Below are 14,707 nucleotides of genomic sequence, written 5' to 3'. Positions count from 1 at the left end.
CGTTTAATGCCTAAGCCGCTGAATGCAGCCAGCATAAGCTCCCGCTTCTGCTGGCTGTTTGCTTTTCTGGCTCTGCTGCTTGCTGGCTGTTCCAGCTTGCCGCCCGCCGAGCAGAGCCAACTGAATTCGCTTACTACCCTCCCCCAGGCTCACCAGATAACCAATCTCCCCTTTTTCGCCCAGGAGCTCTACCAATGCGGCCCGGCCAGCCTCGCCGGTGTATTAAATTATCGCGGTAGCCAGGTAACACCCGAGCAGTTAAAAAGCGCGATTTACATTCCTGAACGCGAGGGCAGCCTGCAACTGGAGATGGTGGCCCGTGCCCGCCGGGAGGGTTATATCGTCTACCCGCTCGCTCCGGCGCTTGATCAACTGTTAATGGAAGTTGCCAATAATAACCCGGTGCTCGTACTGCAGAACCTCCGTTTTGGCTGGTGGCCGCAGTGGCACTATGCCGTGGTTACCGGCTACGACCTGGCCGCCAATACCATCACCCTCAACTCTGGCACCATTGAGAGCTACACCATCAATTTGCCTTTGTTCGCCAGAACCTGGCGGCGCTCGAAGCAGTGGGCCATTGTCATTACCCAGGCCACGCAACTGCCCGCAACGGCAGAACCGCTCGCTTTTATTAAAGCGGTGAATAATCTGGAACAGGTGGGATTGGTGAGCGAAGCAAGAGTGGGTTATCAAACCGCTATTGGCCAGTGGCCAACGGAGCCGTTGGCGCTGTTTGGTTTGGCCAACCTGTTGCAGCAGCAAAAAGCGTTTACGCAGAGCCAGGCAATCTATCAGCAGCTGTTAACAGGCAACCCTGGCTTTGCCGCCGGCTGGAATAACTATGCCTATCTGCTGCAAACCATGGGCTGTAACGCGGCGGCACGGCAGGCAGCACAGTGCGCCCATCAACTGGTACCAGAGGATAGTAATTTTGCCGATACACTAGCGGAGCTTTCGGCCGGTGCGGAGCGCAATTCAGCGGCACCGGCCCAGTGCCCTAAAGTAGTCTGTGCCGCAGGCGAATAATTCAAAGAGTGGTTATCACAACGGGCGGCAAGGCTATACCGTGGTCACCAGCAGATGGTTGTCCCACTGAATACCCTCAGTCATCACCCTCCGCTCCTTCTCCTCCTTTAGCGTGTGCGCGTTCAACAACCGCAGTTGGCCAATAGAGCTGGAGAGGATGAAATGTTGTTGATCGGCAGTCACCGCCAAGCCGCAAACATCCAGCAATTTATGGTGGCCGACGTACTCGCCGCTATCCAAATTCCAAAATACTGCCAGATTGCCCTTGGGGCTGGTAAAGCCGACGGTGCGACTGGCATTGCTGATGGCGACACTGCCCATGTAGTCCTGTAGGCGGCCGATAACCGCCTCGGGGTGGGCAAGCAGGCGCACCGCCTGCCCCGGGCTGTGCACCGCGCCCAAGGGCACAATCTCCGCGTGGCTGGCAGCGAAGCGCTGCATCTGCATGGCCATGGCCACCTCCCCGTTTGCGGAGAGATCCAGATGGCGAATGCTGGCTTTAGGCTCGGGAACACGAACCTGCTCCAGTAGCTCACCATTGGTGCTGGCGAGATAAACCAGGCTCGAATCCATATCACCGGGGTTGAGCACCTGATTTCCGCTCTGGGGCCGAGTGAGCAGCCCGCCATTGGCCACCACCAGAGATTTGCCATCCGGCATTAAGCGCAATTCGTGCGGGCCTATGCCGTGGCTGGAAAATTGGCCAAGAATCTGAAAGGTGTTCGCATCCCTGGCCACCACCAGCCCCTCGCCGGTGGCGATATTACCCTCGGTGGTATACAGAGTTTTGCCATCGGCGCTGAAACAGGCGTGCCCAAAAAACTGGTGACCTTCCTGGCAGTCGAACTGGTGGGTGATCCGCGCCTGCTGCAGATCCACTGCAATACCTTTAAACCCGGGTTGTCGGCCGATCATAATCGCCCGCTCCGGGTGAATTGGATTAACCGCACTGCCGTGGCCACGGAAATGGCTTAAGGTTAAGTGGATATCGGCATCGGCAGCTCGATACCAACTCATACCATAATGGTCGCCATCAGCCCCCTGTGCAGACAACCAGATCTCACTGCCAGCCGAGCTGCCGGTGTGACTCCGGGCTGCAGCGACGGGGGCCAGCCCCAAGGCGACCAGCCCAGCTATAAATTGGCGACGATTAATATTCAATAGCCCCTCGCTACTGCTAGACATACCCTCTCCTACTACCCTTTCAAGCTACTCTTTCCAACTGACCGAATGAATCCAACCGGCGCAAACAATAAGTGAGACGCGTTCGCAATAGAAAGATTCCCGACACTTTACCCAATCCAACCGGAATTGGGCAGCGCCAATGTCAAACCAACGTTAGTAAGATCAAACTTTCGGCATATTAAGGGTGTGCGGCCCTCCCTGTAGCCAGGGATTAAGAGTTACCAAACCAGAAGCGGACAACAGGCTACACCAGCCATGGCAAATCTGGAGTAACCGCCTCTGCCGATGGCCGAATAGGCATTGGCAAGCGGTTCGAGTGTGTTATTGCCTACGGGCCGGTGGCACTATTGAGGGTGATGGTGAGAGCGCCAGACTAACGGCGCACCGGGTAATTAGCAGAACAGGAGAGGACTATGTGCGGTCGATACAATCTGGAGCCCGACGCCAAAGCCTGGCTCGACTCACTGGCCATTGCCCGCGACCTGCTCGACGCCGCCGACTGGCAGGGCCGCTACAACATTGCTCCGGGCACCTGGGTAGCGATTATTCGCGCGGCCGCCGGTGGTGATGCTCTGGTGGTGGATAAAACCCTGTGGGGCTTTGTGCCCAAATGGATGAAGGAGGAAAAACCCAAAAGCCGGCCAATCAACGCCCGCGCCGAAACCATTGCCAGCAAACCCTTTTTCCGCGACGCCTTCAAACACCGCCGCTGCCTGTTTATCGCCAGTGGCTACTATGAGTGGCAGGCCACCCCGGCCGGCAAGCAGCCGTTTAATATCGTACAACGCTCGGGTGAGCCCTTTCTGATGGCGGGGATTTGGGATAACTGGCGGGGGGACGATACCGCAGCGATCATCACCATCGCGGCCAACGATGAGCTGGTCGCCATCCATGATCGCATGCCGGTCATGATTACTCCGGAAGATGCCAGAAGCTGGCTATTAGACGAGAACCCCAGCCAGTGGTTGCGCCCGGCCCCTGCCGGCCAATTTTGGGGTTACCCCGTCTCCAACCGTGTTAACAATCCGGCCAACGACTCGCCAGCCAATATCGAGGCCGTGGCCATAGGCTGATCAACGGTACCTGATAAACCAGTCGCTAGAAAACCACTAACAGTATCCCCGGCCAGCCGGTACACTGCACGGCAACACTGTCCCCAGCCCAAATCACTTAACTGTCATACAGACCGGGCACAGTTCCAAGCAATCACCACCCTCTTTTAATTTCGGATAGTCTCATGTCAACAAGCAGTGAATACATTGAGTACGTTATTGTCATCTACGCCAAGGGGACAGTGACCACGGTGATCGGTTTTGCCGACGAAGCCACCGCCCGCCAGGCGCTGCTGGATAACTGCACTACGCAACATGCCCAGTGGGGCCACCTGTTTCGCGGCGACGGCAGCCTGATCTGCAGCTACCCATAAAACAACCCCACTAATTAGGCGGTGCGACCGCTACTCCACCACCACACGAACCCGCGCCAGATTCTGTACCCGCGCGAAGGGTGTTTCACTATCGCCATCGCGCTCGCTGGCAACGCGCAATACCGGAAAGTAGGTCCCTGGGGTTGGGTAGTGGGTGGTAAGTGTCACCCGTGTTGTGCCCGAGTCCGTTGGCATTTCCTCCAGATCAACCGCAGTGGCAAATTCACCGCTGCCATCCAGATCCCACTCGGCCGTCACCAGTGAACCGGCATTGGGCGGCAGTTCGACGTCCGCCACCAAGCTAATCGCTGCACCCGGTGCCACTTCCGCTCTCTGGCCACCATTGGCTGTCAGAGTAATCACCGGTTGTATACCAAGCCGCTCTTGGGCACTGCCCGGCACCACAATTTGCCCATCATCTACCTGGTACTGACTGCTCGCCGGTGGTACCTCACCGGCCTCTACCCAGTGGCTCAAGTCACGCAGCGCCTGCTGCAGAACCCCCAGGTAACTGACCGTTTGCGTCGGCTCTTTCTGTTCGGTGAAGTCGCCGTGGTTGGCGTGGTCGGTCATCCAGATGCGAAAGTGGTTATCGTTTTCTGACCCCAGGTTTTTCTGCACCTGCTGGCGATACCAATCCCCCTGCCAGGGAAAGGCTTCGGTGTCGTGCAGGTTTTCCAGCAAAATCATTTTGCCTTTGAAAACTCCAGTTTGTGCCGTACCGGTAGCACCGCGAGCCAGCATAGGGCCTAAAATCGGCCGCTGCGGGTAGAGCGGCTGGCCGTCGGCAGAGCGAAACTGATCCCACACCGCAAAATCGTTCTCCGGCACCTGATGACGATGATAGGTCTGTACCGCCAGAAACCGGTGATTATCAATCATTAATTTGTCACCCACGGCGATATCCGCCAGCGCCTGGGCCTGTTGGCTATCGAGCAGAATCAGTGCCTGCTGCGGTCGGGTGATAATTAATTGTTGATCCTTGGCCGCGCCACTGGTCACGATCAAATCCGCCCCTAACACACTCTGTGCAGGCTCCTGATCCAGGCGTATCGCAACCGGCAGCTGAGCATTCTTCTGCGCCTGCAAAGCTTGCCAGGCGTCATCTGCGCGCCCTTTCGGCTGGCCCGCTAATGCTCCCACCTCCAGGCCCATGGCTTTGGCGTCTTCCGGCAGGATCACCTGCGCCACGCTAAATTCCGCCTGCAGTATCGACCGACTCAGGGAGTCAGAACCATCAAAGCCCTCGTAGCCGGGTTTGCTCCAGAAATCGGTGAAGTAGCCGGGGTCGATCATCGCCACTATGGGGTAGATAACCGCAAAGGCGTGCAGACCAAGATGCTCATGCAGCTGCCAACCGGCCGGCGGAAAGCCGAGACGGGTCGCCTCGTTGAAAGCGGCCAGCTCCTCGGCATTCAGAATGCTCGACAGTTCCACATTGGAACCCACATCCAGGGCATCGGCCACGGCGGGCAACTTATCGCCCAATACGCGCATAACGTAGGTACGTACAGTAAACACATTGGGCAGCGACATAGGCGAACCGACTACAAACGGTACCGCGCCATCCCACACACCTTCAGCATTTTCAAAGCCCGCTATGGTGCGAAATGCCCCGCCACTGCCGCCGAAAATATAGCCGTAGGGGCGTGTGCTGCTATAAATTTGCTTGGCCAGGTGACGGGAGTACTCGGCAGCCGCGGCATTAGCCCGAAAGGCGCCGATTGTTGGGTCGACTCTCTGGCCAGCGGTTACATCAACCGCGCCACCACTGTTGGTCTCCACAAAATAGGCGCCACTGGCAAAGGCAAAGCCGATTTTATCGCTCTCGCCGCTCTGCCCTTGGGACAGATTTTCGCTGTCCGGCACCGGCGTAACATATTGGTAGAAGCGCCCTTGGTACTGCTCGGCAGGCGGAAAGTAGAAACTGAAGCGGGCGTCACTGTTTTTAAACCCGCCGTGAATGTAACGATGGCGCGAAGGCTGCAATCGCAGCTCATCAATATCGATATAGGCCTCTTGAAAAAGCGGGTCACTCATCGCCACACCTCCAGCCTGCAGTTGGCCACCAATCACTTCACTTTTTTCCTGGCTACTATCGCCAGTACCGGCGTTTTTATCGCGGCTATTGTCGGGCGTACCCGGGTTGCAGGCGAGCAAACCAAGGGTGCTGAACAGCAGCGCCAGCCGTTTTACCCAAGCCAGCGAAAAACCCTGGTTTGATCCAGCAGCTGAAACTCTGCTGACACAGGGGCTGGCTGACCTTTTTTTTGTTAACAGCCAACGGGGATTGAATAAGCTCGTTGTGAATAGTAGTTGCTCTATTTTTCTATTTTTTTGCACTTGTCTCACCAAAGTTGCTTCTAATGTTTATCGTTTTTGTAATAGCGGGAAAGTATCTGCCCCAGCTACGGCGGGGTTGGCGAGATCACCCGCGAGCCCGCTAGGCCGTAATAGATGATATAGAGATAACAGCAAGCCGGAAGCAGAAATGAGAGCTGCAATCCCAGAGTATCGGCCAACGTTCCCTGCAGCAGTGGAATCAAGGCGCCGCCGACAATAGCCGCACAGACGAGGCCGGCTCCTTTACTGGTTTGTGGCCCCAGATCTTTAATCGCCAGGCTGAAAATTGTGGGAAACATAATCGAATTACACAAGCCTACACTCAGCAGCGCAATCATCGCCAATTTGCCTCCCGACACCACCGCCAGCAGAACCAGAAGCGAGGCCAGGCTGCTGTTAAAAGCCAATAATTTACCCGGCGCTATGCGGGTCATCAGCCAGGCGCCGATAAATCGCCCGACCAGCGCTCCACCCCAATAGTAGGCCACATAGTGCGCCGCCTGTTGTTCGTTAATACCGACAACGCCGTGCTCGACAATAAAACTGACTAACAGACTGCCAATCGCCACCTCTGCGCCAACGTAGATAAATATGGCCAAGGCTCCCAGCAACAGGTGCCGGTAACCTAAAATCGAACCTGCTGAAGGGGCGTTTTGCTGCCCTGCTTGGAGCTTTTGAGCAATGACGGGTAAACGCAGTAGCGCCATGGTTACCGCCATGACCAGCAGCGTGGAACCCAACAACAGGTAAGGTAGTTTCACCGTGTCCGCCTCGGAGCGAGCAGCAACCACTGCGTCACTGGCTGCCACAGCGCTGCTATCGATCAGATCCGGGGTGACCGCCAGAATCAGAAACGCACCAAAGAAGGGGGCGAGCGTGGTGCCCAATGAGTTGAACGCCTGCGTCATATTCAGGCGGCTGGAGGCCGTGGCGGCCGGGCCCAAAATAGTGACGTAAGGGTTGGCGGAAACCTGCAGTAAGGTGATGCCAGTGGCCAAAATAAACAACGCCCCCAGAAACAGACTGTACATGCGCAGGCTGGCCGCCGGATAAAACAGGAAACAGCCAACACCCGCCACCAGCAGCCCCAGCACCAACCCCCGCTGGTAGCCAAGTTTCGCCACCAGCCCTCCGGCGGGTATGGATACCGCGAAATAGGCCCCAAAAAAGCAGAACTGGATGAGCATGGCCTGGGTGTAACTCAGCTCAAACACATTCTTCAGGTGGGGAATGAGAATGTCGTTCAGGGCGGTGAGAAAACCCCACATAAAAAACAACGTGGTGAGGGCGGCCAGGGGGAAGCGAAAACTGGTCGAAGCCTCGGCTGCTACCAGCCCGGCCGAGGAATCAGAACTACCGATCATGAAGCGAACCTGCATTAGCTTTTATGATTATTTGGCAGTGTGGCGATGGCAGACAGAGGCCACACTACAACAGCGATTGGCCATCTTAGCCCAATTGACAGCGCTGTCAACATTCGCTCTAATCCCCACTTTACGAGGAGTTATCGGTTAAAGGCCAAGGAAAAATGCCCCCGCCATGAGCAATCCGCCAAGCCAAAGGGCTAGCGCCACCATTGAAGATGTTGCCAAACTGGCCGGCGTCTCGATTAAAACCGTCTCCAGAGTGGTCAACAGCGAACCCAATGTACGCGTCTCCACCAAGGCGGCTGTGCAAGCGGCAATTGCCGAGTTAAATTATCAGCCCAACCGCTCAGCGCGTAGCCTGGCAGGTAGGCGCTCTTACCTCATTTCGCTGCTCTACGACACCTTTCTGGCGCAATCGGCCTACATAATGCGCGTGCAACTGGGCTTACTGGAGGAGTGCAGAAAGGCAGGCTATGAGCTGTTGATTCACCCCGTTAACTACGAAAGCGAAAACCTGAAAGAGACCATTACCCGCCACATCAGCCAATCCCATATCGATGGTGCCATCATGACACCGCCCATTGCCGATCTATTAACTGTCACCAACTGTTTTCAGCAGCACAACAAACCCTATGTCTGTCTCACTCCAGGGCGCGAGTTGCGCAGCGGGTTAAGCGTAGAGACCGATAACCGCTTTGCCGCACAAAAGGTTACGCAACATCTATTGGCACTCGGCCATACTCGGTTTGGTTTTGTTCGCGGCCACCCGGATCACCTGGCCATGGTGCAACGGGAGCAGGGCTTCGAAGACGCTTTACGTGAGGCAGCACCGGCCTTGGCACAGAGCGCCATGCGCGTCCAGGGCTACAACACCTTTCAATCGGGGATGGAGGCCGCGGCCACACTGCTGGCGCTGCCAGAGCCTCCGACCGCGATTATTGCCAGCAATGACGAGATGGCTGCCGGCGTGATCCGTTATGCCAATGAACGAGGACTGCGTATTCCAGAGCAGCTCTCCGTTACCGGCTTTGACGACTCCCCCATCGCTGAACAGATTTGGCCGCCGTTAACCACGGTACGGCAACCGGTACAGAGCATGTCGGTTCTGGCGGCGAAGCTGTTAATTGCCGAGTTGTCGGGCAAGCGCGAAGGGAAGGGAACGACTGTTGAAGCGAGTGAGTTGGTTATTCGGGGCTCGACCACCAAAGCCCCGCAGCAGGTATCCCAAAAATGAACACCCGAAGAGAGTGATTTGAATTAACGTTAACCAATAGCGCCACTGCCACACATATAAGGGTTTAATTTGTGCGGCAGATTAGCACTAATCACTATTGACAGCTGTTGGCACAGCGACCTGCAAAGTTGTCTTTCAAGCCCATTAAAAACTCTTTCGCCACCTTCGCCGTCGCTTCCGGACGCTCGACATTAATATAGTGGCCGCCTTTATCGAAGGTAACCAGCTTTTTAGTGCAGGCGTTGGTTAGCGCATCCATAAACTTCTGTGCGGTTTCTGTATCCAGTGCTTTATTGGCAGTGCCCCACATAATCAAGCTGGGAGCGCGCACGTGCGCCAGTGTGGCGATCGGGTCGCCCTTTTCATAAAAGCGCAAAGTCGTTTTGGCCAGCTCATCACGGCCCTGAATATTCAGAAAATCGAGTTTACGTTGAATAAACTCTGGCGTTCGTTTGGACTCATCGTTGATGTAATTCTTATAAAAGAAGGCAACATCATCGAAGGTAACGACCGGGTCGACAAACATATTCTTAACCGGCTTAGTCGCTTCACCTGGGCTCTTTTTCTCCGGCCGCGGGCCTTTGCCGGTTTGAATACCGGCGGAGTTAATTAACACCATGGCCGTTATCCGCTCGACACGGGTGGCCGCGTAGCGGAACATCACCATGCCGCCATAAGAGATACCGACCACGCCAAATTTTTCTATGCCCAGGTGATCCATGAAGGCATCAATCATGGTGTGGCTGCGCTCTACCGAAAAGTTTCCGTTGGGAACCTCACTGGTGAGGCCGAAACCAGGCAGATCCAAACGGATTACCCGGAAATCGGATTTAAGCATCTCGGCCCAGGTATCCCAATCATGCAAATCACCCAAGGTGCCATGTACCAACAGTAATACGGGCCCCTGCCCTTCGTCCAGGTAGTGAACATTGATACCACCAATATCCGCAAAGTGAGATGGATCAGCGTCGTATTTCTCGCGAACTTCAGCCAGTGTTGCGGTACGCGTGGTGGTTGAGGCATCGGCCTTCTCTTCGCCAGCCATCGCAGAGATAGGGCCCACCAGTCCGATCAGACAACCCAAGAAGAGCGACAACAAAGGCTTTGTTTGTAGCATGAATCAGATCCTTATGACCGAATATCGTGGTCTACCATTTAATAGAAAATTTGTGGAGAGACAAACTATAAATTGCTGCCCCCCCGGCTACTTCTGCTACAGCAGTCATAGCGGTCAAAATTTAGCAATCGCCAAGAACCAAAGAAGCAGCACTAGGGCTGCCTCTTCTGGTTTGGTTTACTCGAGCAGTCGAATTACTTCTTCACAGGAGCAGGCTTCTGCTCACGCGCGTAGAGTTCCAGGCTCGACAAACTTGGCTCTGTCCACTCTTTCGGCGCTTCGAAGTACTTGGGATAGTGCTTCTCGGCGTAAGCGCGAACCTTCGGCGAAAGTACGTCCATATTATGGTAGCCGCCCATCATACAATCGTAGTAGCAGTGACCTTCAGCCTGGCCCATTAACATCCAGGGCAACCAGGGTGTAATTCGCCCCCAGGCTCCGGAGTACTGCAGGTTGGTCTCTTCTGGGTTAGCAAGCCGATCTTTGTCGATAACGTAAGAGAACATCTCCGACACCCGGTTCATTTTACCGGCAGACTCACGTGGCCATTTTTCAGGCTGTAGTGCAGATGGGTAGAACAGGTGAATGTAGCTGCGCATCAATACTTTACCGTCACCGGTTTCACGCCAAGGCAAAATGAACGGAATCTCTTTTTTCTCTACCTTGTTCAGGCCGCCGTACTCAGGGCCAGCAGGAAGAGTAGCACTGATTTTATAGTTGAACGGGTCGTTGGCGATGGGCACTACACGAACCTTTTCGTTGGTATAGGGGTTTTCCCACTCTTCCAGGACTTCACCGGTTTTCAGGTCGGTGTAGAAACCAATTTCACGCAGGACTTTCTTGTAGGTGCCGTCGCCACCGTCAATCAGACGAGCGAAGGAGAAACCTTCAAAACCAACCAATGGTTTTACCTTCTCGTTGGCACGCACACCGTTAACAACCCCGCTAAACCAACCAAATTTTTGTTTCCCGAAATCCAAATCGGCCTGTAGTCGGGCCATGGCATCACGGTTCCAGTAGGGATCACTGTATTTTAAGTTACCGTTATCAACGGCACCGGCAGGGCCCTCTTTGCCGGCATCTGCCATGGCGTAAGTTTGGGTTACGGCGGCGGCCGCAATACCAGTACCCAGAATAATCTTACCGGAATTCGTTAAGAAATCCCGACGGTTTAAACTTTTGTTGTCCGTTTTATCTGAACTCATTTCAACCTCTGTCTCTTTATTAATACAAGTTAGCAATAAACGTTACACATCTTGAAATTGCGAAATTTTCTCTGCATTCAAACTCACTTTTTTGAATGCTGCTCAAAAACCAAATTTTGAGCCCATAAATATTTATTGCCGCTTGGCAAGCTCAAAACTGCCATCCGGATTGGCCAACACCTGCGCTTTGATCTGGTGCAGTTGTCGAAGTTTATTCACGTGGTCGGTTAAAGATTCTTGGGTAATTTTTTGGCCGTTAAAAAACGATAGACCGCGTAAAGCGCCGATTGATCCATCTTTTGAACCATCATCAATGCCCATGTTGACAACATAGCGATAATTCGGCGAAGGCAGGGAGATCATCATGCGGTAGCTGTCCCTCTTGGTGGTACGATTGGTAACCGCTAGAACAGCAGTATCGCCCGTATAAGGGGTGATGCTAAATTGATAGGGGCCCGGAACATCACCCTCTGCCACCACACGGCCATCATCCCCTTCTGCCAACCAACGCGTGGTTTGCAACAGCTCAACACCAACGTCGTCGGCAATATCCAAGCCCAATGCTTTACCGTGAAAGGCGCCGGGCGGGTAAAATTTACGCTCAACAATAACCACACCGTTGGCACTAACAGCGATATCCACAATGCTGCTGTAGGATTTAATCTTGTATTCGAGATCACTGCCCAGATAGGTATTTTGACTCAACCACAAGCCGCTGTTTAATGTCCAGAATGGAGTTTCAGAGAGTTTGTCGGCGTGAGCCACAGACAACGGCAACAGCACCATCATCGACCAGAGAATCGCCGACCAGTTAATTAGCCGAGTTTTAATCTTGGTTTGCATCAGCCACAAACTCCCATCTAGCGTTCGTTTAGCGTTACTTAGAATGGTTTGGTGGAGCCGAGGAAAGCGACCGTGGCAATCCCCACCCAGTAGAGGTAAGCCAACTTGCGCGAGAAGCGAATAGACTTCAGCAACTTCTCTTCCAATTCGGCATCTTCTTTGACGGCAAGCTGTCTGAAAATGGTGGTCCACTCACGCATAACAAAGCGCAATTTCAGACCAATGATCAACAGCAGAGAGAAGATAAGGGCCTTGGCAGAGAACCATTTCTGCCCCACTTCCGCATTAAAGGGCCCATAGCCCAGCAACGAAGCGACGGCGGCAATAAACAGAGCAGGAATAACAAAAAATCGAATCGCCTCATCGATTTTGGTGAGCATAATGCCGCGATCGGTCTCACGGAAGAAGAAGGCAGACCAGCACAGTAGCAACCAGGCACCAAAGAACAACCAGACCGCTACCAATGCCCAGCCACCGTAGGGCTGAACCCCCCAAAAAGTGCCCATGTGCAGGCCCAGAGGAAGCAGAAGCAGAATACCAGTGCGGGCAAGAATATCGATTCGATAAGCGGTTTCCATATGGCGACGACGCTCTTCCATCGGCAATTTTCTGTTGACGATATTGAAAGAGGTTTGAAAAACACCCCACTCACCGCCCAGCCAATAGACTACGGCGATAATATGTATCCAACGCAGCACTGCTAGCTCTGTAATAAACATCTTTCATCCTCTATAAGAGTTGTTGTGCAGTTTCAGAGACCAACAATAGCGGCTGGAAAATTGCCGGGCATTAACAATAATCAAAACCATCAAGCAACTTAGACAAGAACCAAACGCTGTGACCGGAGCCAAGATTGCAGTAGAGACGTAGGGGGCGACCCTATTTGAAGACCCAGGCGAGGAATAACCCAATTAGAACGACCAAGTGTAGCGATTAACCTGGCGGGTAAATTCAAATTAGGAATATCACCGGCAACCACCGAGGATCTGGAGGCTGCCGCGAATTTTCGAGGAGAGACTCCTGGCCTATTTCAGACTGGAGTAATAAGCGGCAAGATTTTTAATATCTTCGTCGGTTAAAGGCGCTGCCATAGCGCTCATCATCGGATCCTTACGCGTACCAGAGCGAAAATCCTTCAACTGCTTCATGAGGTAACCGGCCTTTTGACCCGCCAGGTTGGGCCACACCGGGCCATTACTAATACCCACCGCACCGTGACAGCTGGCACAGACCGCAGCCCGCTGCTTGCCCTTATCGATACTCTCATCGGCTAATGCCGCCATAGAGGCAACGGCCATGCACGCAATTACAATTTTCTTTATCATCTTCTTCACCTACCTAAACAGCCGGCTCATTTTTAAACGAACACGGCGAACTGATTTTCTGCCTGGTAACTACAGGGCGAGCGGGATTAAGCGCCCACCCGCTCCAAGATCTCCATCGCCGCCCTTTCACCAGATTCCAGGGCGCCTTCCATACCGGAGGTCCACTGCGCGGTGTGTTCACCGGCAAAGTGCAAGCGGCCCGAGGGTTGCGCGATGATCTGGCCGTAGCGGCTGATCTGTCCTGGCGTCCACACCGCAAACGAGCCCCGCACAAACTCCTGTTTCTGCCAGGAATGTAACTTGGCCAGCCGCACCGCTCCATTAGACTCTGGTAGCGCTTTGGCAAACTCTTTCTCGATAAAAAGTCGCGCCTCTTTTTCCGGCATGGCGTCGACCATCTCGGTGGCTATGCCGTTGATCCATACCGTCAAATTGGTGATGTTACCGGTGTAGCCGGGGTCGCTGGCAAAGACCCGCTCAATGGGGGAGTCCGACCAGACATTCGGCAGGAAGCCCTTGCCCTCCCAAAACGGCTGCTCAACAACAAAGTGAGCCTGATACACCTGACCGTAGGCCACCTTGGCCGCCGCCTCGCTCTGCAGTGCCGGCAACCCTGGTTCAATCGCGATATCCCGTAAGGTGGTCAATGGTATGGCCGAGACAACATAGCTAGCCGAGTAGCTGGAGCCATCAGTACACTGCACCTCTACAGTATTGCCGCGCTCGACAATTGAGCTGACCTTCTTGCCCATCTGCACATCGGTTCGCAAGGCCGCGGCCATCGCCTCGGGCGCGCGTTGATTGCCACCAATCACGGTCTTGATGCCACCCGGAGTGCCGATAGAGTCGTAAATCATCTGATTATTACGGTGCAGGAACAGCAGTGAAGACTCCTCCAATGTGCGCCCGTAATTGTTACTAATCGCCATATAGTCAATGGCTTTCTGATCCATACCCTGCTGCTTAAGGAACTCCGCAACCGGGTAATCGAGGGAAAATTTTTCCGGAGTCAGCCATTCACTAACCGAATCAAACGGTGGTTTACCCATCAATCGCATCAGCAACTGATCCGGCAGAACCGCCTTATACTGCTCCGGGAAGGGGTTATGGGGTGAGGTGGCCCACTCGCTCGGCAAGACCCGATCACCACCGGCGTAAAGTACCTGTCGGACCGGCTCACTACCCAGGCCGAAATTGACCTGCCCCAACTCCACACCCAGGCGCATGGCGGTAAAGATCATGCGACCATAGGTTGGGCCGATGGTCTGGCCACCGGCCTCGGGTTTGCCAGGCACATCGTCCATGGTGAACAAACGGCCACCAATGCGGTTATTACCCTCAAGCACAGTCACCGTAAGGCCCGCCTGCTCCAGCATAGTGGCGGCATAAAGCCCAGAAAGACCGGCACCGATAATAATCACATCGCTCTTACTACTGCCCCAAACAACTGGAGGCAGCATACTGGCCCCTGCCATAAGAGCGCCGCCTTTGATCAGCTGCCGCCGGTTAATTAGCTTCTTTTCCATAAACACATCGCCTGGGAACAGGGTTTTAATTCATCTATCGTGGTCACCATACTAGGAGTGACCCCACCCCCCAACAATGATAAATATCAAAAGCAAAAATTGGCCGTTGC

The 14,707-nt window shown here is 54.2% G+C and carries 13 protein-coding genes; 4 read left to right on the top strand and 9 right to left on the bottom strand.

What is annotated here, in order from left to right:
- Window positions 1-6: 6 nt before the first annotated feature.
- On the top strand, window positions 7-1,026 hold the full coding sequence (locus SBL51_RS00900) for a PA2778 family cysteine peptidase (protein WP_317928585.1): 1,020 nt from the start codon (window positions 7-9) through the stop codon (window positions 1,024-1,026).
- Between the two features lie 33 nt (window positions 1,027-1,059).
- On the opposite strand, the gene SBL51_RS00895 is transcribed toward SBL51_RS00900, so the two are convergent.
- Complete coding sequence (locus tag SBL51_RS00895) at window positions 1,060-2,211, bottom strand: DUF1513 domain-containing protein (RefSeq protein WP_317928584.1); 1,152 nt, start codon at window positions 2,209-2,211, stop codon at window positions 1,060-1,062.
- A 413-nt stretch (window positions 2,212-2,624) separates the two neighbouring features.
- Between SBL51_RS00895 and SBL51_RS00890 the strand changes: the two genes are divergently transcribed.
- Both SBL51_RS00890 and SBL51_RS00885 read left to right on the top strand, forming a co-directional pair.
- Window positions 2,625-3,284, top strand: a complete 660-nt coding sequence (locus SBL51_RS00890) for an SOS response-associated peptidase (RefSeq protein WP_317928583.1) — start codon at window positions 2,625-2,627, stop codon at window positions 3,282-3,284.
- A gap of 164 nt (window positions 3,285-3,448) precedes the next feature.
- Window positions 3,449-3,637 carry a hypothetical protein gene (locus SBL51_RS00885; protein WP_317928582.1) on the top strand — a complete coding sequence of 63 codons (189 nt, stop codon included), beginning with the start codon at window positions 3,449-3,451 and terminating at the stop codon, window positions 3,635-3,637.
- A gap of 30 nt (window positions 3,638-3,667) precedes the next feature.
- Here SBL51_RS00885 and SBL51_RS00880 read toward each other — a convergent pair whose 3' ends face one another.
- Window positions 3,668-5,797, bottom strand: coding sequence for a hypothetical protein (locus tag SBL51_RS00880; RefSeq protein ID WP_317928581.1), 2,130 nt, complete (start codon window positions 5,795-5,797; stop codon window positions 3,668-3,670).
- Between the two features lie 248 nt (window positions 5,798-6,045).
- Entirely contained in the window at window positions 6,046-7,344 is a 1,299-nt protein-coding gene (locus SBL51_RS00875) for a sugar MFS transporter (protein ID WP_317928580.1), read from the bottom strand.
- A gap of 175 nt (window positions 7,345-7,519) precedes the next feature.
- Here SBL51_RS00875 and SBL51_RS00870 point away from each other — a divergent pair, with 175 nt between their 5' ends.
- Window positions 7,520-8,581: a LacI family DNA-binding transcriptional regulator gene (locus tag SBL51_RS00870; RefSeq protein WP_317928579.1), complete on the top strand. Its 1,062-nt coding sequence runs from the start codon at window positions 7,520-7,522 to the stop codon at window positions 8,579-8,581.
- A 94-nt stretch (window positions 8,582-8,675) separates the two neighbouring features.
- Here the strand turns inward: SBL51_RS00870 and SBL51_RS00865 are convergent, their stop codons facing one another.
- The 6 genes from SBL51_RS00865 to SBL51_RS00840 all read right to left on the bottom strand — a co-directional run bounded on the left by SBL51_RS00865 (window position 8,676) and on the right by SBL51_RS00840 (window position 14,597).
- On the bottom strand, window positions 8,676-9,698 hold the full coding sequence (locus SBL51_RS00865) for an alpha/beta hydrolase (RefSeq protein ID WP_317928578.1): 1,023 nt from the start codon (window positions 9,696-9,698) through the stop codon (window positions 8,676-8,678).
- Between the two features lie 194 nt (window positions 9,699-9,892).
- Entirely contained in the window at window positions 9,893-10,903 is a 1,011-nt protein-coding gene (locus SBL51_RS00860; RefSeq protein ID WP_317928577.1) for a DUF1838 family protein, read from the bottom strand.
- A gap of 132 nt (window positions 10,904-11,035) precedes the next feature.
- Complete coding sequence (locus tag SBL51_RS00855) at window positions 11,036-11,746, bottom strand: hypothetical protein (protein ID WP_317928576.1); 711 nt, start codon at window positions 11,744-11,746, stop codon at window positions 11,036-11,038.
- 38 nt (window positions 11,747-11,784) lie between these two features.
- Complete coding sequence (locus tag SBL51_RS00850; protein ID WP_317928575.1) at window positions 11,785-12,465, bottom strand: hypothetical protein; 681 nt, start codon at window positions 12,463-12,465, stop codon at window positions 11,785-11,787.
- Between the two features lie 306 nt (window positions 12,466-12,771).
- Window positions 12,772-13,071 (bottom strand): cytochrome c, encoded by a 300-nt coding sequence (locus SBL51_RS00845; RefSeq protein WP_317928574.1) that lies wholly within the window; start codon window positions 13,069-13,071, stop codon window positions 12,772-12,774.
- An 86-nt stretch (window positions 13,072-13,157) separates the two neighbouring features.
- The gene (locus SBL51_RS00840) at window positions 13,158-14,597 is read right to left on the bottom strand and encodes an NAD(P)/FAD-dependent oxidoreductase (protein ID WP_317928573.1); all 1,440 of its coding nucleotides are present in this window, start codon (window positions 14,595-14,597) and stop codon (window positions 13,158-13,160) included.
- Window positions 14,598-14,707: the final 110 nt, after the last annotated feature.

It is taken from the genome of Halioxenophilus sp. WMMB6, assembly GCF_033283405.1.
Lineage (GTDB): Bacteria > Pseudomonadota > Gammaproteobacteria > Pseudomonadales > Cellvibrionaceae > Halioxenophilus.
The sequence above is the reverse complement of the archived record's forward strand: the minus strand, read 5'-3'. Positions and strand labels throughout refer to the sequence as shown.